This is a genomic window from Variovorax sp. 770b2 (assembly GCF_900115685.1).
GTDB lineage: Bacteria > Pseudomonadota > Gammaproteobacteria > Burkholderiales > Burkholderiaceae_C > Variovorax.
Map to the genome: position 1 here is coordinate 1 of NZ_FOXJ01000006.1, position 21,921 is coordinate 21,921.

A 21,921-nucleotide genomic window follows, 5' to 3' on the forward strand; every position below is an offset into this window, starting at 1 on the left:
TACGTGTCCAGCGCGTCAGCCAGCTTCATGATGGCTTCTTCGCCCAGCTTGCCCTTGTCGCCTTCCAGGGCGAGCTTGGCCGAGCCGTGGATGATCGGGGTGTCGTCGCCAGGGAATTCGTACTTGTCCAGGAGCTCGCGCACTTCCATTTCGACCAGCTCGAGCAGTTCGGCGTCGTCGACCATGTCGCACTTGTTCAGGAAAACGATGATGTAGCCCACGCCCACCTGGCGAGCCAGCAGGATGTGTTCACGCGTCTGGGGCATCGGGCCGTCGGCGGCCGAGCACACCAGGATGGCGCCGTCCATTTGAGCGGCGCCCGTGATCATGTTCTTCACATAGTCGGCGTGGCCGGGGCAGTCCACGTGAGCGTAGTGGCGGTTGGCCGTTTCGTACTCGACGTGCGCGGTGTTGATCGTGATGCCGCGGGCCTTTTCTTCGGGCGCTGCGTCGATCTGGTCGTAAGCCTTGGCTTCGCCGCCGAACTTGGCCGACAGAACGGTTGCAATCGCAGCCGTCAGCGTCGTCTTGCCGTGGTCGACGTGACCGATCGTGCCCACGTTCACGTGCGGCTTGGTGCGGGTGAATTTACCTTTTGCCATTTTTCAATCCTTGAAAGAGCATTCCCGTGTATTGGTTTTATGTCTGCACCCGATTGCTGGTTCGCCTCGCACGGGAACGCGGCGGCACCGGATCGCAGACAACGAAGGCCACGCACTGCGTGACCCTGCATTCTTTTCAATCAGTTGGGGACAGAGCAGATTTGCTGCGCAAATCCTGGCCTGTCCCGCAAAGACATTACTTAGCGCGAGCGGCCACGATGGCTTCGGCAACGTTGCGCGGAGCTTCAGCGTAATGCTTGAACTCCATCGTGTACGTAGCGCGGCCTTGCGACATCGAGCGCAGCGTGGTCGAGTAGCCGAACATTTCCGACAGCGGCACTTCGGCCTTGATGGTCTTGCCGCCACCGATCATGTCTTCCATGCCCTGCACCATGCCGCGGCGTGAGGACAGGTCGCCCATCACGTTGCCGGCGTAGTCTTCAGGCGTCTCGACTTCCACAGCCATCATTGGCTCCAGGATCACGGGGCTGGCCTTGCGGGCGCCTTCCTTGAAACCGAAGATCGCGGCCATCTTGAACGCCATTTCGTTCGAGTCCACGTCGTGGTACGAGCCGAAGTGCAGCGTGACCTTGACGTCCACGACGGGGTAGCCCGCCAGCACGCCTTGGGTCAGCGCTTCGACAACGCCCTTTTCCACCGCGGGGATGTATTCGCGAGGAACCACACCGCCCTTGATGGCGTCGACGAACTCGAAGCCCTTGCCCGCTTCCTGCGGCTCGAGCTTCAGGACGACGTGGCCGTACTGGCCCTTGCCGCCCGACTGGCGAACGAACTTGCCTTCGGCATCTTCGACGGTCTTGCGGATCGTTTCGCGGTACGCCACTTGGGGCTTGCCCACGTTGGCTTCCACGCCGAATTCGCGCTTCATGCGGTCCACGATGATTTCAAGGTGGAGCTCGCCCATGCCGGCGATGATGGTCTGGCCCGATTCTTCGTCGGTCTTGACGCGGAACGACGGGTCTTCCTGAGCGAGACGCTGCAGGGCGATGCCCATCTTTTCCTGGTCGACCTTGGTCTTGGGTTCGACGGCCTGCGAGATCACCGACTCCGGGAACACCATGCGTTCGAGCGTCAGGATGGCTGCGGGATCGCACAGGGTTTCGCCCGTGGTCACTTCCTTCAGGCCAATGCAGGCTGCGATGTCGCCGGCGCGAATTTCGCTCACTTCGACGCGGTTGTTAGCGTGCATCTGCACGATCCGGCCGATGCGCTCTTTCTTGCCGCGCACCGGGTTGTAGACGCTGTCGCCCTTGGTCAGCACGCCCGAATAGACGCGCACGAAGGTCAGCTGGCCGACGAACGGATCGGTCATGAGCTTGAATGCGAGCGCGGAGAACTTCTCGTCGTCGTCGGCCCGGCGGGTCGTCGGCACTTCGTCTTCGTCCATGCCCTTGACCGGCGGAATGTCGGTCGGTGCGGGCATGTATTCGACGACGGCGTCGAGCATGGCCTGCACGCCCTTGTTCTTGAAGGCCGAGCCGCACAGCATCGGCTGGATTTCACCGGCAATGGTGCGCTGGCGGATCGCGGCCTTGATTTCGACCTCGGTCAACTCGTTGCCTTCGAGGTACTTGTTCATGAGCTCTTCGCTCGCTTCGGCAGCGGCTTCGACGAGCTTTTCGCGGTACTCGGCGCACACCTCGGCCAGGTCGGCCGGGATTTCGCCGTACTTGAAGGTCACGCCCTTTTCTTCGTCCCAGATGATCGACTTCATCTTCACGAGGTCGACGATGCCCTGGAAGCGCTCTTCGGCGCCGATCGGGATCTGGATCACGACGGGGTTGGCCTTCAGGCGGTCCACCATCATCTGGCGCACGCGCAGGAAGTCGGCGCCGGTGCGGTCCATCTTGTTGACGAACGCGAGACGCGGAACCTTGTACTTGTTGGCCTGGCGCCAGACGGTTTCGGACTGGGGCTGCACGCCGCCGACCGCGTCGTACACCATGACAGCGCCGTCCAGCACGCGCATCGAGCGCTCGACTTCAATGGTGAAGTCGACGTGGCCGGGGGTGTCGATGATGTTGATGCGGTGTTCGTCGAACGTGCCCGCCATGCCCTTCCAGAAGCAGGTGGTGGCAGCCGAGGTGATCGTGATGCCGCGCTCTTGCTCTTGCTCCATCCAGTCCATCGTGGCGGCGCCATCGTGCACTTCACCGATCTTGTGGTTCACACCGGTGTAGAACAGGATGCGCTCGGTCGTCGTGGTCTTGCCGGCGTCGATGTGCGCGGAGATGCCGATGTTGCGGTAGCGCTCGATGGGGGTCTTGCGAGACATGATTTACTTTCGGGTTAAATGCGTTGAGCGCTGGGCCCTGAGCCCGGGCGACATCGCCCGAAACTCAACACCCAACGCCCAAGCGAAGTTTGATTCTTAGAAGCGGAAGTGGCTGAAGGCGCGGTTGGCTTCTGCCATGCGGTGCACTTCGTCGCGCTTCTTCATGGCGCCGCCACGGCCTTCGGTGGCTTCCATCAGTTCGTTGGCCAGACGCAGGGCCATCGACTTTTCGCCACGCTTGCGAGCGGCTTCCTTGATCCAGCGCATCGACAGGGCGAGGCGACGGACAGGGCGGACTTCGACCGGCACCTGGTAGTTCGCACCACCGACGCGGCGCGACTTCACTTCGACCATCGGCTTCACGTTGTTGATGGCAACGGTGAAAGCTTCGAGCGGGTCCTTGTCAGGGTTCTTCTTTTCGATGAAGTCGAGTGCACCGTAAATGATGCGCTCGGCGATCGCCTTCTTGCCGCCTTCCATGATCACGTTCATGAATTTCGACAGCTCGACATTGCCGTACTTGGGATCCGGCAGGATTTCACGTTTGGGGACTTCGCGACGACGTGGCATTTTTTAACCTCTTTGCTTCAGTTGGCACCGTTTCCGGTACCGCGAGAGCCAGTTCGGACTCTCACTTACTCGACCCGACATTGGGTCACTTCGTTCGATGTGCCCGCCAAGGCAACCGAACACCGTTTGTTTTCCGACGACAGGAAGGCTTAGGCCTTCTTGGGACGCTTTGCGCCGTACTTGGAGCGCGACTGCTTGCGGTCTTTCACGCCTTGCAAGTCGAGTGAACCGCGCACGATGTGGTAGCGAACACCGGGCAAGTCCTTGACACGACCGCCGCGAACCAGCACGACGCTGTGTTCCTGCAGGTTGTGGCCTTCGCCGCCGATGTAGGAGATGACTTCGAAGCCATTGGTCAGACGGACCTTGGCAACTTTACGAAGCGCCGAGTTGGGCTTCTTGGGGGTCGTGGTGTAGACCCGGGTGCAGACACCGCGACGTTGCGGCGAGTTCTGCATGGCAGGGCTCTTCGAATTGATCTTTTCGACCGTTCGACCCTGACGCACCAGTTGATTGATGGTTGGCATGAATGAATTAGTCCCAAAACAACCCGGCCTTGGCTGTGAAACCGTCCTTGTCCTTGACGTGACGCAAGGAAAGGAAGCCGGGAATAACGAAAACGTGAAACCCTTCGGAAAATTCCGAAAAGCCCACGAGTATAGCAGGCGGGCTTGAAACGGCAAGGTCAGGCGCGGCCAGCGACAGCTGGCGGCCTCACCCGCCGGAGCCCCTTACTTGATCCAGAGGCGGATTGCATCCCAGGCGCGGCCAAAGATGCCAGCCTGCTCGACGGCTTCCAGGGCAACCAGCGGCACGTCCGCCACCGGCTGGTCGTCCAGGGTCACCTTGAGCGAGCCCACGGCCTGGTACTTGGTGAACGGCGCCACCAGGGGGTCGGGGCGCGCGACCTGGGTCTTGATCTTGCTGGCAGTGCCGGCGGGAACCGCCACCACGATGGCCTCCGGGCGGCCCAGCTTGAGGACATTGGCCTTGCCCTTCCAGACCGCGGGTGTGGCCGCCGGCTGGCCGGCGTCGAACAGGCGGACGGCATCGTAGGCCGTGTAGCCCCAGTTCAGCAGCTTCTGCGATTCGTTGGCGCGCACGGTCTCGCCCGAGGCGCCCAGCACGATCGACAACAGGCGGCGGCCGCCGGTCAGGTTCGGAAAATCGCGCTTGGCGGTGGCGATCATGCAGTAGCCGGCGGCTTCGGTATGGCCGGTCTTCAGGCCATCGACGGTGGGGTCGCGAAACAGCAGCAGGTTGCGATTGGTGTCGTTGGTCGACGGCGTGCCCGGGTAGCGGTACTTCTTGATGGCGTAGTACTTGGCTTCTTCCGGAAAGTCCCGCACCAGGCGGGTCGCCAGGATGCTCAGGTCGCGGGCCGTGGTGGTGTGGCCGGGCGCCGTGAGACCTTCCGGATTCTTGTAGCTCGTGTTCTTCATGCCCAGCGCCTTGGCCTGGGCGTTCATGAGTTCGACGAAATGCTCGACCGTTCCGCCCACGCCTTCGGCCAGCGCGACCGTGGCGTCGTTGCCCGACTGCACGATCAGCCCCTTGATCAGGTCTTCGACCGGCACCTGCATCTTCGGGTCGATGAACATGCGGGAACCAGGCATCTTCCAGGCGCGCTGGCTGACCGGGAAGGTCTGGGTCAGCGTGATCTTCTTGGCGCGCAGCGCGTCGAACACGATGTAGGCCGACATCAGCTTGGTGAGCGAAGCCGGCTCCACGGGGCTGTCGATGTCCTTCTGCGCAAGGATCTGGTTGGCGGTCACGTCCAGCAGCAGGTAGCTGCGCGCGGCGATTTCGGGCGGTGCCGGCACCTGCGCGGCAGCGATCACGCCGACCGAGGCAGCAGCAGTCAGCACCAGTGCGCGGAGCGCATTGAAAAAACGGTTCATGGGGAGGATGAGAAGAGACGAAAACAAAGCCCGTGAGGCTTTCATTCAATGCCCGCGCGGAGGTGGCGGGCAACCAGACTTTTGAGCAGCGGCAATTGTCCGTGAAAGAAATGGCCGCCCCCGGGAATAACCGTGACAGGAAGTGACTGTGGCCGCGCCCAGTCCATCACGGCGGCCAGCGGCACGGTGTCGTCGGCTTCGCCGTGGACCACGAGCATGCGATCGTGGGCTTCAACCGGCAGCGTGGCCACGGTGTTGCGCGCGGCGGCCGTACCGACCAGCACGACTTGCTTGATGTCGCGCGCGGTCCAGAGCCTTTCAGCAGCGCCGCAGGCAACGAAAGCGCCGAACGAGAAACCGGCAATGGCCAGCGGGCCTTCGGGCGCCAGCTGGCTGACGACATTCAGCATGTCTTCCAGCTCGCCGCGCCCTTCGTCGTGCACGCCTTCGCTGGCGCCGACGCCCCGGAAGTTGAAACGCACCGTCGTCCAGCCGCACGACACGAAAGCACGCGCCAGGGTCTGCACGACCTTGTTGTCCATCGTGCCGCCGAACAGCGGATGCGGATGGGCGATCACCGCGATGCCACGCGGGTCACCCGCCGGCTGGTCGCGCTGCACCTCGATCGCACCGGCGGCGCCTTGGAGGGTGATCTTTTCGGTCTGGGAATTCATGGCTGGGATGGGTGGGCGGTCCGGCAGCGCCGGTCGGGGAGCACGGTACGAGCGGCGAGCTCGCGGGAAAGTTCAGCGCCCGACGTCGGCGGGCAAGAGGAGCCGCTCGACGACCTCGCCGTTCTTCAGGTGCGACTCGACGATCTCGTCGATGTCGTCGGCATCGACGAAGGTGTACCAGACGGCTTCCGGGTAAACCACCGCCACCGGCCCGCCGGCGCAGCGATCCAGGCACCCCGCCTTGTTGACCCGCACCTTGCCGGGCCCGGAGAGCCCCGCTTCCTTCACCTTCGCCTTGCAGCGATCGAAGCCTTCCTGCGCGTTGTGCATGGCGCAGGAGTCTTCGCCGTTCTTGCGCTCGTTGAGGCAGAAGAAGATATGGCGGCCGTAGTAGCCGGACGCGGCAGGGTTGGGACTGGGCATCGGTCGATTTTAATGACGCCATCCCGACATCGGCGCTACGACGCGAGCCGCCCCCTGCGGGACAGGGCCGCCACCACGTACGCCAGCACCGCGAAGGGCCAGATCCACCCCAGCCACTGGGCCAGCCCGTGAAAGCGGATGAATCGCCCCTGCTCCCAGGTGGCCAGGGTCTGCGCGAAGTACGCGCTCTCGGGGGCCTGGTTCAGCAGGCTCAGCTGGAGCACGAGCCCCACCAGCAACAACGCCGCGCAGAGGCGCCGCGGCGCCGCCACGAGCAGCACGCCCGCAACGAGTGCAGCCGCCATGCCGACCTGAACGGGAAGATCCAGCCACGCCCAGGCATGCGCGGGGCCGTAGCTCAAGGCCGCCGACAGCGCCGACGCCGCGAAGCCCGCCAGAAAGATCAGCGGGAGCAGCACCGCGCGCTGCACCACCGTGCGCGCCACCAGGTAGCCCAGCAGGCAGGGCACCAGCGCACCGAGCATCACGCACAGCAGTTCCACCGCGGGCACCAGGGGCTCGAGCTCGAACTGGCGCACAGGCAACCAGTCGATGAAGGGCGTGTCGAGCAGCCATTCGGAGATCGCGACCTCGAGCCGCTCGAACACCTGCCCCAGCCCGAAGGTGACGGCGGCCGGAAACAGCAGGGCGAACGGCCAGAGCGCGAGCAGCACGAGGGCGCCGCGCGAATCTTCGACGAACCATTGCGAGCGCGCACGGCCCCAGTGCGCCACCGCCCCCAGGCGCTCGAGCGCCACCGCCAGCACGGCGCCCAGGACCGTGCCGGTCGTGTTCAGCCCCAGGTCGACGTTGGAAGGGATGCGCACGGGCAGGTAGCTCTGCAGCGTCTCCATTGCGAAGGCGATCGCCGCGCCGGCCGCGGTGGCGCGCAGCACCGCGCCCCAGACACCGGCGGTCCGGCGCGTGCGCAGCACCGCGAGGGCGCACAGGAAGCCGAAGGGCACGTAGCCCGCGACGTTGACCGCGAAGTCGAAACCCGTCCAGTACTTGGGCCAGGGCGCCGACAGATAGGCCCAGGGCGCGATGCCCTGGTCGCGCCAGTCGGCAAAGGGATAGAGGCTCGCGTAGACGATCAGCGCCGCGTAGGCGAGCGCGAGGGGAAGCGCGGCGGACTTGTGCGGCTTCTCCACCGTGTCCATCGGGCTCAGAAGGGCTTCACGACGACCAGGATCACGATACCCAGCAGCAGCAGCACCGGCAACTCGTTGAACCAGCGGTACCAGCGGTCGTTGCGCTGGTTGCCTCCCGCCGCAAAACGCCGCAGCAGCACGCCGCAGCCATGGTGATAACCGATGACCACCAGCACCAGCGCCAGCTTGGCGTGCATCCAGCCGTTGCCCGGCCCACGCCCGATGCCGTAGCCCAACCAGAGCCACAGGCCGAAGCCCAGCGCCGGGACGGCCAGGAAAGTGGTGAACCGCAGCAGCTTGCGCGCCATCAGCAGCAGGCGTTCGCGCTCGGCGACCGACTCCGGCGGCACCATCGCAAGATTGACGAAGATCCGCGGCAGATAGAAAAGCCCGGCGAACCAGCTTGCGATGAAGACGATGTGGAGAGATTTGACCCAGAGCATGGCGGCAGTTTAGTGGTGCACCGCGCTGTCGCACGGGGTCGTCCCATAACGCCCGGGGAGTCCTGGACAAAAAAAAGCCCGACGTCTTCACGTCGGGCTGGGAAGCCCTTTTGCTGTCACACATCAAGGCACCCGCTCAGGGAGGAAAAGCGGGGAGCGGCAAGCCGCCCGCTTCAGAATTTAACAAAGACGAAACAAGGTTTCAAGCGACCAAGGCACTTTCTTTGTGATTCATAACTATTTATTTAGAACTTTATAGCTACGAATTTCCGTAGTTGTCAGACAACCTGTCCCGCAGGCGACAACACGACGGCCGAATGCTTCAGGCACAATTTTCGGGATTATGACGCGCTCCTCCTCTCCTCTTGCCATGTACCCCGCCGGCCGTCCGCGACGCCTTCGCCGGGACGCTTTCACTCGCAACCTGGTGCGGGAAAACACACTGACGGTCAACGACCTGATCTACCCGGTGTTCGTCCAGGAAGGCGAGAAACGGCGCGATGCCGTCGCCTCGATGCCCGGCGTGGAGCGCCTGAGCCTGGACCTGCTGCTGCCGGTTGCCGAGCAGTGCGTGGCGGCCGGCATTCCGGTGATGGCGCTGTTTCCGGTGATCGATGCGAGCCTCAAGACGCCGGCCGGCGACGAGGCGTTCAACCCCGACGGGCTGATCCCCCGCGTGGTCGCCGCCCTCAAGTCGCGCTTCCCCGAACTCGGCGTGATGACCGACGTGGCCCTGGACCCCTACACCAGCCACGGGCAGGACGGCCTGCTCGACGACAACGGCTACATCGTCAACGACACCACCGTCGAAGTGCTGGTGAAGCAGGCACTCACACAATCGCAAGCTGGCGTGGACATTGTGGCGCCCAGCGACATGATGGACGGCCGCATCGGCGCCATCCGCGCGGCGCTCGAAGCCCGCGGCGACGTTCACACGCGCATCATGGCCTACAGCGCCAAGTACGCCAGTGCCTTCTACGGCCCGTTCCGCGACGCCGTCGGCTCGGCCGCCACGCTCGGCAAGAGCAATAAAAAGGTCTACCAGATGGACCCCGGCAACAGCGACGAAGCGCTGCGCGAGGTAGCGCTGGACATCGCCGAAGGCGCCGACATGGTGATGGTCAAGCCCGGCATGCCTTACCTGGACATCGTGCGCCGCGTGAAGGACGAATTCCATGTGCCGACCTTCGCCTATCAGGTGAGCGGTGAATACGCGATGCTCAAGGCCGCCGCCCAGAACGGCTGGCTCGACCACGATGCCGTGGTGCTCGAAAGCCTGCTGGCCTTCAAGCGGGCGGGCGCCGATGGCGTGCTCACCTACTTTGCGCTTGACGCCGCGCGCCTGCTACAAAAATAATAGCTACCCAGGCCCATGGCACATGGGCGAGCTGGGCGGTTTGATGGAAAACCAAGGTCGGGCCATGCGCATCTTCGAAATCAACCGCTCGCAGGTCAGCGAGCATCCGGCGCTCACGCCATTGGCCGTGCCGGGCGCGTGCGCCGCCAATGGCTATCTCTGGATTTCGCTCACGCGCGAGGAATTCCGCGCCTCGCTGGCGGAGGTCCAGCAGATCCTCCAGGCGCTGTGCCAGACCCAGCTGGTGGACCTGCACGTGGCCGACCTCCTCAACGACCAGTTGCCCTCGCACTACGACTACACCTCGCAGTACGACGTGCTGGTGTTCCGACGCCTGGCGACCAGCCAGGGGCAGGCGGCGCTGGGCAATGGCAAGGGCAATGGCAACGAAGCCCCGCCCATCCCTGCGTCTCCCAAGCCCCGGGGCGGCCCGCCCGTGTTGCGCCGCGTCGACACCCGTCCGGTCGGCTTTGCCGTGTTCGACCGGGTGCTGCTGTCGGTGCATCCGGAGGACGGCGCCGTGCGCGACGCCTTCGCCGCGCGGCTGCTGGCGGCCGGGTCGTCCGACGACCGCGGCGCCCCCGCGCTGGACGTGCGCGCAACGTCCACGCGCGTGCCCACCGGGCCATCGGACCTGATGCTGCGCGTCATCAACCAGATCGTCGACGGCTACCTGGACCTGCGGCGCGAGCTCACCAGGCAGCTGGATCACTGGCAGACCGAACTGATCGATCCGCGCAGCCGTTTCACCAACTGGGGAGCGCTGATGGAGGCAAGGCAGTCGCTGCACCACCTGGACGAGATCTGCGAAGACCAGCGCGCCGCCATGCAGGACTGGATCGACTCGCTGGAGACCCTGCCCGCGCCCAAGGGCGAGGCGGAGCAGCGCGAGCGGGAGCTGATCATGATCCGAAGCCGCGACGTGCTGGAGCACATCGAGCGGGTGGTGCACCACGTGCACCGGCTCGAGCAGAACGCCGAGACGGCCGTGCAGATGCACTTCAGCGTCCAGGGCCACCGGGCCAACGACATCATGCGGGTGCTCACGGTGCTGACCGCCATCTTCCTGCCGCTGAACCTGATCGCGGGAATCTTCGGCATGAATTTCGAGTTCATTCCGCTGGTGCACAAGGCCGACGGCTTCTGGATCGCGATGACCGCCATGCTGGTCATCGCGGTGCTGCTGGTGCTGGTCTTCTGGCGCAAGCGCTACCTCGCGCGAACGCGATAACCGCTCGCCCAACGCAAAAAGGCCACGCTTTCGCGTGGCCTTTTTGCTGAGCTGCCCCGAGGGGCGGGCTCTTTTCCTTACTTGGCGGTAGCGCCGGTGCCTTGCTGGGCTTGAACGCGTGCGTCCATCGGGTGGGTCATCGTCGAGACGACCTTGCTGTTGACGCGCGAACCCGAGGTCACGTTCTGGTCGGGAGCGTAGGCAGTGCGAACGGCTTCGGCTTCGACGATGGCGCGGTCCTTCGACACGGCGACGGTTTCCGGGCCGCGCGAACCGCGGGTCACGTTCTGGTTAGGAGCCGCTGCGGTGCGCACGGCTTCGGCGCCGACTTCGTCGCGGCTCTTGGTCGAGACGGCGGTGTTCACGCCTTGGTACGTTTCAGCTTGGGCGCCGGTAGCGGCCAGGAGGGTCAGAGCAGCGGCGGCGAGGATGTGCGAGGTCTTCATGTCAATTCCTTGTGTTCGTCGGATGGTTTGTCCACCAGGCTTGCTCGGTCGCTTGCCTGTGCGGCGAGTTTCAGACGAAATTCCCTAGAGAAAACGCTCGGATCAGAGACACGGTGTTTCCTCTATTGAAACAATGCCGACACATTGGCATGCACATGGAAAAAGGCCGGGGCCGCATGCACGGCCCCGGCCTTTTTCGAAACACGAGTCTTCAGCCTAGCGGCCGGCGGGCGCCGCTTGAAACTGCGGCGGGACTTCGCTGTTCGCGAAGGCGCGGCGGTCCAGGTTCTGGTTCGGCGCGTGGGCGGCGGCAACCGCTTGCGCGCGGATCGAGGCCCGATCGAGGTGGCTCGGTTGCGTGGTCAGGGGCGAGGCCACCACGTCGCCGTACACATTGCCGCGGCGCGCGGCGGCGGCGCCTTCGGCGTCCGCCTGCGCACGGCTCCCGGTGATCTTCAGCGGCTGCACCGGCTCGAAACCCTGTGCGTGCGCACCGACGGCCGTCAGGATCGACAGGGCAGCAACGGCGATGATGTTCGGGGTGTTCATGGTTCGGCTCCTTCGCGTGGCACAAGTGTGACGCAGGTCACCTCGGAAAAACGCCGGAGAATCGAACCACCGCGTTCCTCGAACGGAAACAATGGGCTCTTTGACATGGACAGTCTCGATCTGATCAGAACCTTCCGCGAGGTCGCCTCGCACGGCAGCTTTTCGCAGGCGGCCAAGAAGCTGGACATGTCGAAGGCCACCGTCAGCAAGTACGTGGCCGAGCTCGAAACCCGCTTCGGCGTGCGGCTTCTGAACCGCTCCACGCGCTCGGTGAGCCTCACCGACGCCGGGCAATTGCTGCTCGATCGCAGCACCCCGGTGCTCGAAATGGTCGAACTCACCCAGGCCGAGCTGCAGGATCGCGCCAGCCAGCCCGCCGGGCGCCTGCGGATCTCGGCGCCCCACGGCATGGGCAACGGCGAGTTCCCCAACCTGCTGGCCGACTTCATGCGCTATTACCCCGACGTGAGCATCAGCCTGCAGCTGACCAATCGCACGGTGGACCTCGCCGAAGAGGGCATCGACGTCGACATCCGCAGCGGCCCGGTCGAGGACGCCAACCTCATCGTGCGCAAGCTCCGGCTCATGGAGATGGTGGTCTGCGCCTCGCCGGTCTACTGGAAGAAGCACGGCAAGCCCGAGCACCCGCACGATCTGGCCGGGCACGACGCGCTCACCCACTCCCTGCTGGGCGCCCAGCCGGTGTGGCGCTTCGACGATGGCGGCAAGCCGCTGGACGTGCACGTCAAGAGCCGCATGGACTGCACCGAAGGCGCGCCGCTGATCCGGGTGGCGATGCGCGGCTTCGGCGTGATCTACCTGCCCTCGATCCTCGTGCAGTCGCACATCGAGCACGGCGAGCTCGTGCCGGTGCTGCAGGACTACACGCGCAAGGACATGTGGCTCTCGGCCGCGTACCTGCAGCGGCGCCACAACAGCGCCGCGCTGCGCGCGCTGCTCGATTTCCTGCAGACCCGCGTGGGCGACGGACCGGGCCTCAAGCGCTAGCCGCGACATGAAAAAAGCCCGGCGCGTACCGGGCTTTTTCTTGCGCCTATCGACCGATCAGCCGACGTGCTTCGCGAAGAACGCCAGCGTGCGTTCGCGTGCCAGCTTGGCCGCATCCGCGTCGTACGAGCCGCGCTGGTCGCAATTGAAGCCATGGCCCACGGGGTAGACATGCACTTCCACCTCGGGGTGCGCCTTCTTGAAACTCTCGATGGTGTCCAGCGGAATCCAGTGGTCCTGGTTGCCGAAGTGCGCCAGCACCGGCACCTTGGGTTGCCGCGCGGTTTCTTGGGGCGAGGTCATGCCGCCGCCGTAGTACGGTGCCGCGGCCGCCAGGCCCGGCAGCAGGCTGGCGGCACGCCAAGCCAGCAAACCGCCCCAGCAGTAGCCCACGATGCCGACCTTGCCGGCCTTCGCTGCGTAGGCGATGGCGGCCTCGATGTCCTGCAGCACGCCGGGCGCGGGGAGCGCCTCGGCCGCGGCCTTCAGGGCGGAGCCCTCCTTCATGTCCTCGTCGCTGTAGCCGAGCTCGACGCCCGGTTTCACGCGCTGGAAGGTCGCCGGTGCGACCGCGAGATACCCCTCGGCCGCATAGCCGTCGGCCACCGAGCGGATGTGCGAGTTCACGCCGAAGATTTCCTGCACCACGACCACCGCGCCGCGCGGCTTGCCCGCGGGTTCGGCCACGTAGGCGGGAAAGCTGAAGCCGTCCTTGGCTGTGAGATCGATGAATTGGCCCATGTTCGTCATGCTCCTGATAGCGATTGAATAAAGAAGGTTGTCGTCACTGGCGCAGCGCCCGCTCGACGAAATCGAGCCGGTCCTGCCCCCAGAAAATCTCGCCATCGATCACGTAGCTCGGCGCGCCGAACACCTGGATGTCGATGGCTTCCTGCGTATAGGCCTCGTAGCGCTCCTGCACCGCCTGGCTTTGCGATTGCTCCGAGCGCTTCGCGGGCAGCCCGCATTCGACGACCAGCGCTTCGAGCACGTTCGGATCGCCGATGTTCCGCTCCTGCACCCACACCGCCGCGAACACCGCGGTGCAGACGCGCATCGCGGCCTCGGTGCCGTCGTGGATATCGGCCGCGATGATGATCCGCGCGGCGTCGTCGCTGGCCACCGGAAAGAACTTGGGCCTGGTGTTCATCGGCAGGCCCAGGTGCCGCGAGAACCGCGCCATCTCCACCAGCCGGTAGGCCTGGCGCTGCGGCGCCCGCTTGCCCAGCGGCAGTCCGCCGGACACCGGGAACACGCTGCCCATGTCGATGGGCCGCACGCGCACTGTGGCGCCCGCCTCGGCCGCGATCGCCGCGAACCGGGTATGACCCAGATAGGTCCACGGGCTCTGGGGCGCAAAGTAGTAGTCGATCGTCTTGCCAGTGAGCATTCAGTAACCTCCGTGCTTCGCACTGCGGTGCGAGCTTGCTTGGGGCGGCCCGGCGCTGGGCTCATGCGCCAGCCCTCGGATGATGTAATCCAAGGCGACGGTTTTAACTGACACACAGTTTCTCTGCAGGAGGTAGGTTTTGAATCCAGTGCTATTGATCACCGGCGGTGGGCGCGGCATCGGTGCCGCCACCGCCCTCCTGGCCGCGCAGCGCGGCTATGCGGTGGCCGTCAACTACGCCAGCAACTCGCTGGCCGCCGACGAGGTGGTTCGCACCATCCGCGCCGGCGGCGGCACCGCCATCGCCGTGCAGGCCGACGTGGGCGACGAAGCCCAGGTGATCTCGATGTTCGAGAAGGTCGATGCCAAGCTCGGCCGCCTCACCGCCCTGGTCAACAACGCCGGCGTGGTCGACGTGCAGGCGCGCGTGGACGAGATGAGCGTCGCGCGGCTGGAGCGCATGTTCCGCATCAACGTGATCGGCAGCTTCGTCTGCGCCCGCGAAGCCGTGCGCCGCATGAGCACGAAACACGGCGGCGAGGGCGGCGCCATCGTCAACATCTCCAGCGGTGCCGCGCGGCTCGGGTCGCCGGGCCAGTACGTCGACTACGCGGCCAGCAAGGCCGCCATCGACACCCTGACCATCGGCCTGGCGAAGGAAGTGGGCGACGAAGGCATTCGCGTCAACGCGGTACGCCCCGGGCTGATCGACACCGAAATCCACGCCTCCGGCGGCATGCCCCATCGCGCCGCCGAGCTCGCCCCCACCGTGCCGATGAAGCGCACCGGCAGTCCCGAGGAAATCGCAGGCGCCATCCTCTGGCTGCTGTCCGCCGAAGCCAGCTACACCACCATGGCTCTCCTCGACGTGACCGGAGGAAGGTGAGCATGAGCACCTCGATGGACCTCATCAAGCCGCTGGTCACGCTGGTGGCCATCGTCAACCCGCTGGCCATCGTGCCCTTCTTCATCCACTACACGCAGGGGTACACCGATGCGCAGCGCCGGCACACGGTGCGCATGTCGGCGTTCAGCGCGTTCGTGGTCATCGCGGTCAGCGCGCTCATCGGGCTGCAGCTGCTGGCCTTCTTCGGGATCTCGATCGCGAGCTTCCAGGTGGGCGGCGGGCTGCTGCTGCTCATGAGTTCGCTGTCGATGCTCAACGCGCAGCCGGCCGAGAGCAAGACCAACGTCGAGGAGCTGCGAGCCACCGAGGTGAAGGCCTCGATGGGCGCTTCCATCGCGGTGGTGCCGCTCACCATTCCCCTCCTCACCGGTCCGGCCGCGATCTCCACCGTGGTGATCTACGCCGACAAGGCGCAGCACCTGTGGGAGCTGGCGGTGCTGGTGGGCTACGGCGTGGTGGTGGCGCTGGCAACGGCGCTGGCCTTTTCGCTCGCACAGCCGATCGCGCGCGTGCTGGGCAAGACGGGCATCAACATCATGACGCGGCTGATGGGCCTGATCCTCGCGGCGCTGGCCGTCGAGGTGATGGCCGACGGGCTCGGCAAGCTGTTCCCGATCCTGTCGAAGGTCGCCTGACCGAGTGGCCCAGGCTCAGGCTCAGGCCAGCATCTTCTCGATGATCTTCCAGTGCGCGGGCTCCACCGGCGTGATCGACAGCCGGTTGCCCTTGCGCAAGACGATCAGCTCGGCCAGCTCGGGCCTGGCGCGCAACTCGGGCAACGCCAGCAGCCGGGTCTTGCGCACCGCCTGCACGTCGACCAGCAGCCAGCGCGGATCGTCGTTCTTGGCGCTCGCGTCGTAGTACGGCGACTTCGCATCGAACTGCGTCGGATCGGGCTGGATGCCCGAGGCCACGCGCGCGATGCCGGCAATGCCCGGCTCCGGGCAGCCCGAGTGATAGAACAGCACGCCGTCGCCGACCTTCATGCCGTCGCGCATGAAGTTGCGAGCCTGGTAATTGCGCACGCCGGTCCACGCCACGGTGGCGCCGGGCGCGGCGAGCGCGTCGTCGATGGAGACTTCGTCGGGCTCGGATTTCATCAACCAGTACTGGGGCATGGCGTTCTCGCGAAGATGTGTTTTCGCGGAATATAGCCGCTCGCCCCGGTACTGCGCGATGGCCTACGGCGTCACGTAGTCAGAGACGACGACCCACTTCCCGTCCTTGATCTGCGACAGCCGCGACTGCTCGTTGCCCAGCCGCTTGGTGGCGGTGTAGTTGCTCTTGGGGCTGCCGAACATGTCGGGCTCGAAGGTCATGCTGTCCATCGCCTTGATGAAGCTGTCGGTCGTCAAGTTGGGGCCGGCCTTGGTCGCCGCCTTGATGAACGAATCGACGATCACGTAGCCGTACACCGAGAACACCGTCGGGTCTTCGTTGAACTTGGTCTTGTACTTGTTGGCCCAGAAGCGCAGCGGCTGCGACTGCTCGTCGGTGTAGGGGTTCTGCACCGTCATGGTCGCGTAGACGCCGTCCATCGCCTTGCCGCCCAGCTTGTGGATGAGGTCGGTGTAGGCCGCGCTCGAGCCGATGAAGGTCGGGTTGAAGCCGGTCTTGCGCGACTCGCCCACGGTGCCGATGGTCTCGCGGATGATCGTGCCCAGCACTACCAGATCGCAATTCGCGGCCTTCATCTTGGCGACCTGCGAGCTGAAGTCGGTGGCGCCGCGCTTGAACGAGGTCTTCTCGGTCAACTCCATGTTCGCCGCCTTCAGCCCCGCCTCGGCGCCGCGCTGCACTTCGAGGCCGAACTCGTCGTCCTGGTAGATCGTGCAGACCTTCTTGGCGCCCTTGTCCTTGATCATCTTGGGCAGGGCCAGGCGGATCTGGTCGTAGTAGGTGGCCGCGAACGAATACTTCAGCCGGTTCAGCGGCTCGTACATCTCCCGCGCCGCGGTGATCGGCATGTAGTTGACGATGTTCTTGTCGAACTGCACCGGCATCGCCGCCATGTTCTGCGCCGTGCCGATGTGGCCGGCCATGATGAAGATCTTTTCCTGGTTCACCAGCTTCTGCGCGGCCAGCACCGCCTTCTTCGGGTCGTAGCCCGAGTCCTCCACGAAGAGCTTGAGCTTGCGGCCATTGAGGGTGCCCTGCTCGTTGAGCTCGTCCACGCGCAGCTGCATGCCGTTGCGCGCCTGCTTGCCGAAGCCCGCGAGCGGACCCGACAGGTCCTGGATCGTGCCGATCCGGATCTCGTCCTTGCTCACGCCCTGTTGCTGCGCGGACGCGAGCGTCGCGATCAGGCCCAGCACGGCCAGAGTCGTCACTGTCTTGAGCTTCATGCGGTTGTCTCCTCGGGTTGACACAAAAAACGTTGGCCCCGTCAGCGGTACATCGCTTCGATCCGCTGCGCGTACTTCGTCTGCACCAGCTTGCGCTTGAGCTTCATCGTGGGCGTGAGCTCCTCGTCCTCGGCACTCAGTTGCGTCTCGAGCAGGAAGAACTTCTTGATCTGCTCCACGCGCGCGAACTTCGCGTTGACGCGATCGACCTCGCCCTGGATCAGGTCCAGCACCTCCTGCGCGCGCGTGAGGCTCTCGTAGTTGCTGAACGGCACGTCGTTGTCCTGCGCAAACTTCTCGACGTTCTCCTGATCGATCATCACGATCACCGTCAGGTAGGGTTTCTTGTCGCCGATCACCACCGCGTCGGTGACGTAGGGGCTGAACTTGAGTTCGTTCTCCAGCTCGCTCGGCGTGATGTTCTTTCCACCTGCCGTGATGATGATGTCCTTCATGCGGTCGGTGATGCGGAAATACCCTTCCGCGTCCACCAGCCCGACGTCGCCGGTGTGCAGCCAGCCGTCCGCGTCGATGGTCTCGGCCGTCTTCTCCGGCAGGTTGAGGTACCCCATGAAGACATTGGGGCCGCGCACCAGGATCTCGCCCGTCCCGGGGTCCAGCCGCACCTCGTTGTAGCTGGTGGCCGGGCCGATGGAGCCCGGGGCGATGCGCGACGGCGGCACGCCGGTGGAGGCGCCGCACGACTCGGTCATGCCCCACACCTCCAGCATCGGCACGCCGAGCGCGAGGTACCAGCGCACGAGGTCGGGCGAGATCGGCGCCGCGCCGGTCACCAGGAATCGCGCGCGGTGGATGCCGATGAGCTTGCGCACGTTGTTGAGCGCCAGCCAGCGCGCGATGCGGAACTTCAGGCGCAGCCCCGCGCCGATCGGTTTGCCCTGCAGCACGCGCTCGGCGATCTGCTGGCCCACGCCGATGCTCCAGCCGTAGGCAGCCTGCTGCAGGCGGCTCGCTTCCTTCAGCGCGATCATCACGCCCGAATAGAACTTCTCCCACACGCGCGGCACGGCCGTGAACACCGTGGGCGAAATCTCGCGCACGTTCTCGGGCACGGTCTCGGGGTTCTCGACGAAGTTGAGGATGGAGCCGGTGTACATCGCGAAGTACTCCCCGCCCATGCGCTCGGCGATGTGGCACAGCGGCAGGAAGCACATGCGCTCGTCGGTCTCGCCCTGCGCGAGCAGCGTGTTGTAGCCACGCATGGTGTAGACCAGCCCGCGGTGGCTGTGCATCGCGCCCTTGGGCTTGCCGGTGGTGCCGGAGGTGTAGACGAGGATCGCCAGGTCTTCGGCGCGGCAGGCGGCGATGCGTTGTTCCAGCGCCTGCGGGTTGGCCTTCATGTGGTCGCGGCCGAGCGCGCGCAATGCATCGAGGCTGATGACGCCGGGGTCGTCCAGCTCGCGCAGGCCCTCCATGTCGAACACGATCACCTTGCGCAGCAGCGGCAACTGCGCGCGCACTTCGAGGGCCTTGTCGAGCTGCTCGTCGTCTTCCACGAAGAGCACGGTGGTGCGCGAGTCCTCGCAGAGATACGTGACCTGCGAGGCCGCATCGGTGGGATAGATGCCGTTCGAAACGCCGCCGCAACTGAGCACGGCCACATCGCACAGCACCCATTCGATGACGGTGTTGGAGAGGATCGACGCGCACTCGCCATGCCCGAAGCCCAGCGCCAGCAGGCCGCCCGCGATCTCGCGCACGGCCTCGGCGGTCTGCCGCCAGGTCCAGGTGCGCCAGATGCCGAACTCCTTCTGGCGCATCCAGACCTTGTCGCTGCGCATTTCCACGGCTTTCCAGAAGACGGCCGGGATGGTGTCGCCCGGTACCACGACATCGAGCCGGGGCTGCAGGTGCGCCAGGTCCCAGAGGCCGGCAGGAGCGCGCAAGGCGGCAGTGCTCATGTCATCTCCAGTTCTTCTTCTTTTTCCAGCGCCGCTCGCCGCGCACGCCGTCGTCTTTCACGCCGAGGTAGAACTCCTTGATGTCTTCCTTCTCGCGAAGGCGATCGCAGGAATCCTCCATGACGATGCGCCCGTTCTCCAGCACGTAGCCGTGGTCGGCGGCGTTGAGCGCCATGTTGGCGTTCTGCTCGACCAGGAGGATCGTGGTGCCGCGTTCGCGGTTGATGCGCACGACGATCTCGAAGATCTCCTTCGTCAGCTTGGGGCTCAGGCCCAGGCTGGGCTCGTCCAGCAGGATGAGATGCGGCGCGGCCATGATCGCGCGCGAGATCGCGAGCATCTGCTGCTGCCCGCCGGAGAGAAGACCGGCGTCCTGCGTGGCGCGCTCGCGCAGGATGGGGAAGTAGGTGTAGACCGTCTCCATGTCCCGCGCGACGCCGTCGCGGTCCTTGCGGGTGTAGGCGCCCATCAGCAGGTTGTCTTTCACCGAGAGAAGCGGGAACACCTCGCGCCCCTCGGGCACGTGGCTCAGGCCCTGTTGCACGATGAAGGCGGGGTCCTTGGCGGTGATGTCCTTGCCCTGGAATTCGATGCTGCCCTTGCGCGGATCGATGATCCCGGAGATGGTCTTCAGGATCGTCGTCTTGCCCGCGCCGTTCGAGCCGAGCACGGTCGCGATCTCGCCCTGCCTGACCTTCAGGCTCACGCCGCGGATGGCCTTGATGGGGCCATAAGCGCTCTCGACATTGAGCAGTTGCAGTACCACGTCGCTCATGCCGCCACCCTCCGCAAGCTGCTCACGTCGTCCACGGTGCCGAGATACGCCTCGATGACGCGCGCATCCGCCTGCACCTCGCGCGGCGTGCCGGTGGCCAGCACCTCGCCCTGGTTCATCGCGAGCACGCGGTCGGACACCTTCGAGACCAGCGACATGTCGTGCTCGACCATCAGCACCGACACGCCCAACTCATGCTGGATGTCCTGGATCCAGAACGCCATGTCCGCCGTCTCCTCGACATTGAGCCCCGACGACGGCTCGTCCAGCAGCAGCAGCTTGGGCTCGGTGCACAGCGCGCGCGCCAGCTCCACCACCTTGCGCACGCCGTAGGGCAAACCGGCCACCATCGAATCGCGGTGATGCTGCAGATCGAGCAGCTCGATCACCTGCTCGGCCTTCTCGCGCGCCGCGATCTCGGCGCGCCGTGTGGCGGGCGTGAAGAACACCTCGCTCCAGAACCCCGTCTGCCGGTGCGTGTGGCGGCCGATCAGCAGGTTGTGCAGCACGGTCGCGTGCTCGAAGAGCTCGATGTTCTGGAAGGTGCGCGCGATGCCCAGCGCAGCGATCGCATGCGGCGCCTGCCGCGTCAGCGCGAGCGGCCCGGCCGGCTCGCCGTGCCATGTGATCTCGCCCGTGGTCGGCGTGTAGATGCGGCTGATCAGGTTGAACACGGTCGTCTTGCCCGCGCCGTTCGGGCCGATCAGCGTGAACACCTCGCCGCGCCGCACATCGAAGCTCACCTTGTTGACCGCGAGCACGCCGCCGAAGCGCACGCTCAGGTCCTTGGCAGAAAGGAGGATGTCGCCGTCGCTGTTCATCTCAACCGGTCCGACTTGGCGAAGGACTTCTGCCGTTTGAACAACCCCTTGCGGTAGAACGGGAAGAGTTGCAGGTACGTCCTGACTTTGAGCCAGCGGCCGTAGAGCCCCAGCGGCTCGAACAGCACGAACGTGATGAGCACCACGCCGTACACCAGCCCCTGCAGGCCCGGCGCCTGCCCGATCACTGCCGGCAGCCAGTCCTTGCCCATCGAGATGAGCTGCGGCATCGCGATCAGGAAGATCGCGCCCAGGAACGCGCCGTGCACCGAGCCCAGGCCGCCGATCACCACCATCAGCAGCAGGTCGATCGACTGCAGGATGTTGAACTGGTCGGGCGAGATGAAGCTCAGCTTGTGCGCATACAGCGCGCCACCGAGCCCCGCGAGCGCGGCCGAGATCGCGAACGACATCGTCTTGTAGCGCGCGAGGTGGATGCCCATGCTCTGCGCCGAGATTTCCGAATCGCGGATGGCGACGAAGGCGCGCCCGGTCGGCGAGCGCAGCAGGTTCAGGATGCCCAGCGTGCTGAGCACCGCCACCACCAGGCACAGGAAGTAGAAGCCGTCGCCCGAACCCAGCGACCACCCGAAGAGCTGCGGCGACTTCACATGCAGCCCCGCGTTGCCGCCCGTCACGCTCTCCCAGCGCGCGAACACTTCCTCGACGATGAAGCCGAACGACAGCGTCGCGATGCCCAGGTAGATGCCCTTCACGCGCAGCGCCGGCAAGGCGACCACCACACCGACCGCCGCCGACAGCGCCGCGGCCGCGAGCAGCGCGAGCGGGAACGGCACGCCCATGTTGGTCAGCACGCCCTGCGTGTACGCGCCCGTGCCGAGGAACGCCGCGTGCCCGATGGAGAACTGCCCCGTGAAGCCCGCCAGCAGCATCAAGCCCAGGCCGACGATGCCGTAGATCAGCACGAAGGTCAGTTGCGCGAGCCAGTATTCCTCGATCACCCACGGCGCGGCGATGAGGAACGCGACGAGCAGGCCGTACCAGAACACATGGCCGCCGTGCCGCGCGAGGCGGATGTCCTGGTCGTAGCTGGTCTTGAAGATGTAGCGCATGAATCAGCTCCGACGCCGGGCCGCCCCAAGGCGGACC

24 protein-coding genes are annotated in these 21,921 nt (G+C 65.3%); 5 read left to right on the top strand and 19 right to left on the bottom strand.

The features are described 5' to 3' along the window. The 9 genes from BM133_RS26080 to BM133_RS26120 all read right to left on the bottom strand — a co-directional run. Positions 1-602: GTP-binding protein (locus BM133_RS26080; RefSeq protein WP_143100223.1), on the bottom strand; the 602-nt coding region annotated here is incomplete at its 3' end. Positions 603-798: 196 nt separating this feature from the next. After that, positions 799-2,898, bottom strand: a complete 2,100-nt coding sequence (fusA, locus tag BM133_RS26085; RefSeq protein ID WP_093440425.1) for an elongation factor G — start codon at positions 2,896-2,898, stop codon at positions 799-801. Positions 2,899-2,994: 96 nt separating this feature from the next. Further along, positions 2,995-3,468: a 30S ribosomal protein S7 gene (rpsG, locus tag BM133_RS26090; RefSeq protein WP_013543947.1), complete on the bottom strand. Its 474-nt coding sequence runs from the start codon at positions 3,466-3,468 to the stop codon at positions 2,995-2,997. 149 nt (positions 3,469-3,617) lie between these two features. Continuing rightward, positions 3,618-3,995 carry a 30S ribosomal protein S12 gene (gene rpsL / locus BM133_RS26095; RefSeq protein WP_013543948.1) on the bottom strand — a complete coding sequence of 126 codons (378 nt, stop codon included), beginning with the start codon at positions 3,993-3,995 and terminating at the stop codon, positions 3,618-3,620. Positions 3,996-4,199: 204 nt separating this feature from the next. Beyond that, positions 4,200-5,369, bottom strand: coding sequence for a D-alanyl-D-alanine carboxypeptidase family protein (locus BM133_RS26100; protein ID WP_093440428.1), 1,170 nt, complete (start codon positions 5,367-5,369; stop codon positions 4,200-4,202). 41 nt (positions 5,370-5,410) lie between these two features. Further along, positions 5,411-6,043, bottom strand: coding sequence for an alpha/beta hydrolase (locus tag BM133_RS26105; protein WP_093440430.1), 633 nt, complete (start codon positions 6,041-6,043; stop codon positions 5,411-5,413). Positions 6,044-6,115: 72 nt separating this feature from the next. After that, the gene (locus BM133_RS26110; RefSeq protein WP_093440433.1) at positions 6,116-6,466 is read right to left on the bottom strand and encodes a (2Fe-2S) ferredoxin domain-containing protein; all 351 of its coding nucleotides are present in this window, start codon (positions 6,464-6,466) and stop codon (positions 6,116-6,118) included. Positions 6,467-6,501: 35 nt separating this feature from the next. After that, positions 6,502-7,626: a VanZ family protein gene (locus tag BM133_RS26115; RefSeq protein ID WP_177224948.1), complete on the bottom strand. Its 1,125-nt coding sequence runs from the start codon at positions 7,624-7,626 to the stop codon at positions 6,502-6,504. A 5-nt stretch (positions 7,627-7,631) separates the two neighbouring features. Continuing rightward, a complete protein-coding gene (locus BM133_RS26120; RefSeq protein WP_093440435.1) occupies positions 7,632-8,060 on the bottom strand; it encodes a CopD family protein in 429 nt (142 codons plus the stop codon). Between the two features lie 370 nt (positions 8,061-8,430). Between BM133_RS26120 and hemB the strand changes: the two genes are divergently transcribed. Both hemB and BM133_RS26130 read left to right on the top strand, forming a co-directional pair. Continuing rightward, positions 8,431-9,417: a porphobilinogen synthase gene (gene hemB, locus BM133_RS26125; RefSeq protein WP_093440437.1), complete on the top strand. Its 987-nt coding sequence runs from the start codon at positions 8,431-8,433 to the stop codon at positions 9,415-9,417. Between the two features lie 64 nt (positions 9,418-9,481). Further along, positions 9,482-10,648 (top strand): magnesium transporter CorA family protein, encoded by a 1,167-nt coding sequence (locus tag BM133_RS26130; protein ID WP_093441207.1) that lies wholly within the window; start codon positions 9,482-9,484, stop codon positions 10,646-10,648. A 77-nt stretch (positions 10,649-10,725) separates the two neighbouring features. Here the strand turns inward: BM133_RS26130 and BM133_RS26135 are convergent, their stop codons facing one another. Together BM133_RS26135 and BM133_RS26140 are read right to left on the bottom strand one after the other, a co-directional pair. Continuing rightward, entirely contained in the window at positions 10,726-11,094 is a 369-nt protein-coding gene (locus BM133_RS26135; RefSeq protein ID WP_093440439.1) for a DUF4148 domain-containing protein, read from the bottom strand. Between the two features lie 216 nt (positions 11,095-11,310). Further along, complete coding sequence (locus BM133_RS26140) at positions 11,311-11,643, bottom strand: alpha/beta hydrolase (protein WP_093440442.1); 333 nt, start codon at positions 11,641-11,643, stop codon at positions 11,311-11,313. 105 nt (positions 11,644-11,748) lie between these two features. Between BM133_RS26140 and BM133_RS26145 the strand changes: the two genes are divergently transcribed. Continuing rightward, positions 11,749-12,651 carry a LysR family transcriptional regulator gene (locus tag BM133_RS26145; RefSeq protein WP_093440444.1) on the top strand — a complete coding sequence of 301 codons (903 nt, stop codon included), beginning with the start codon at positions 11,749-11,751 and terminating at the stop codon, positions 12,649-12,651. Between the two features lie 57 nt (positions 12,652-12,708). Here the strand turns inward: BM133_RS26145 and BM133_RS26150 are convergent, their stop codons facing one another. Both BM133_RS26150 and BM133_RS26155 read right to left on the bottom strand, forming a co-directional pair. After that, on the bottom strand, positions 12,709-13,392 hold the full coding sequence (locus BM133_RS26150) for a dienelactone hydrolase family protein (RefSeq protein ID WP_093441209.1): 684 nt from the start codon (positions 13,390-13,392) through the stop codon (positions 12,709-12,711). A gap of 43 nt (positions 13,393-13,435) precedes the next feature. Then, a complete protein-coding gene (locus BM133_RS26155) occupies positions 13,436-14,041 on the bottom strand; it encodes a 2-hydroxychromene-2-carboxylate isomerase (RefSeq protein WP_093440447.1) in 606 nt (201 codons plus the stop codon). Positions 14,042-14,180: 139 nt separating this feature from the next. Here BM133_RS26155 and BM133_RS26160 point away from each other — a divergent pair, with 139 nt between their 5' ends. Continuing rightward, complete coding sequence (locus BM133_RS26160; protein ID WP_093440449.1) at positions 14,181-14,927, top strand: SDR family oxidoreductase; 747 nt, start codon at positions 14,181-14,183, stop codon at positions 14,925-14,927. Between the two features lie 2 nt (positions 14,928-14,929). Then, entirely contained in the window at positions 14,930-15,583 is a 654-nt protein-coding gene (locus BM133_RS26165) for a MarC family protein (protein ID WP_093440452.1), read from the top strand. Positions 15,584-15,604: 21 nt separating this feature from the next. Here BM133_RS26165 and BM133_RS26170 read toward each other — a convergent pair whose 3' ends face one another. The 6 genes from BM133_RS26170 to BM133_RS26195 form a co-directional block, all read right to left on the bottom strand. Further along, positions 15,605-16,066 (bottom strand): EVE domain-containing protein, encoded by a 462-nt coding sequence (locus BM133_RS26170; RefSeq protein ID WP_093440455.1) that lies wholly within the window; start codon positions 16,064-16,066, stop codon positions 15,605-15,607. 63 nt (positions 16,067-16,129) lie between these two features. Beyond that, a complete protein-coding gene (locus BM133_RS26175) occupies positions 16,130-17,293 on the bottom strand; it encodes an ABC transporter substrate-binding protein (RefSeq protein WP_093440457.1) in 1,164 nt (387 codons plus the stop codon). 41 nt (positions 17,294-17,334) lie between these two features. Next, positions 17,335-19,215 (bottom strand): AMP-dependent synthetase/ligase, encoded by a 1,881-nt coding sequence (locus tag BM133_RS26180; RefSeq protein ID WP_093440460.1) that lies wholly within the window; start codon positions 19,213-19,215, stop codon positions 17,335-17,337. 1 nt (position 19,216) lies between these two features. Then, positions 19,217-19,990, bottom strand: coding sequence for an ABC transporter ATP-binding protein (locus tag BM133_RS26185; RefSeq protein WP_093440463.1), 774 nt, complete (start codon positions 19,988-19,990; stop codon positions 19,217-19,219). After that, positions 19,987-20,811 carry an ABC transporter ATP-binding protein gene (locus BM133_RS26190; protein WP_093440465.1) on the bottom strand — a complete coding sequence of 275 codons (825 nt, stop codon included), beginning with the start codon at positions 20,809-20,811 and terminating at the stop codon, positions 19,987-19,989. The genes BM133_RS26185 and BM133_RS26190 overlap by 4 nt, the downstream gene beginning before the upstream one ends. Beyond that, complete coding sequence (locus tag BM133_RS26195) at positions 20,808-21,884, bottom strand: branched-chain amino acid ABC transporter permease (RefSeq protein WP_093440468.1); 1,077 nt, start codon at positions 21,882-21,884, stop codon at positions 20,808-20,810. Before BM133_RS26195 ends, BM133_RS26190 begins: the two co-directional genes overlap by 4 nt. Positions 21,885-21,921: the final 37 nt, after the last annotated feature.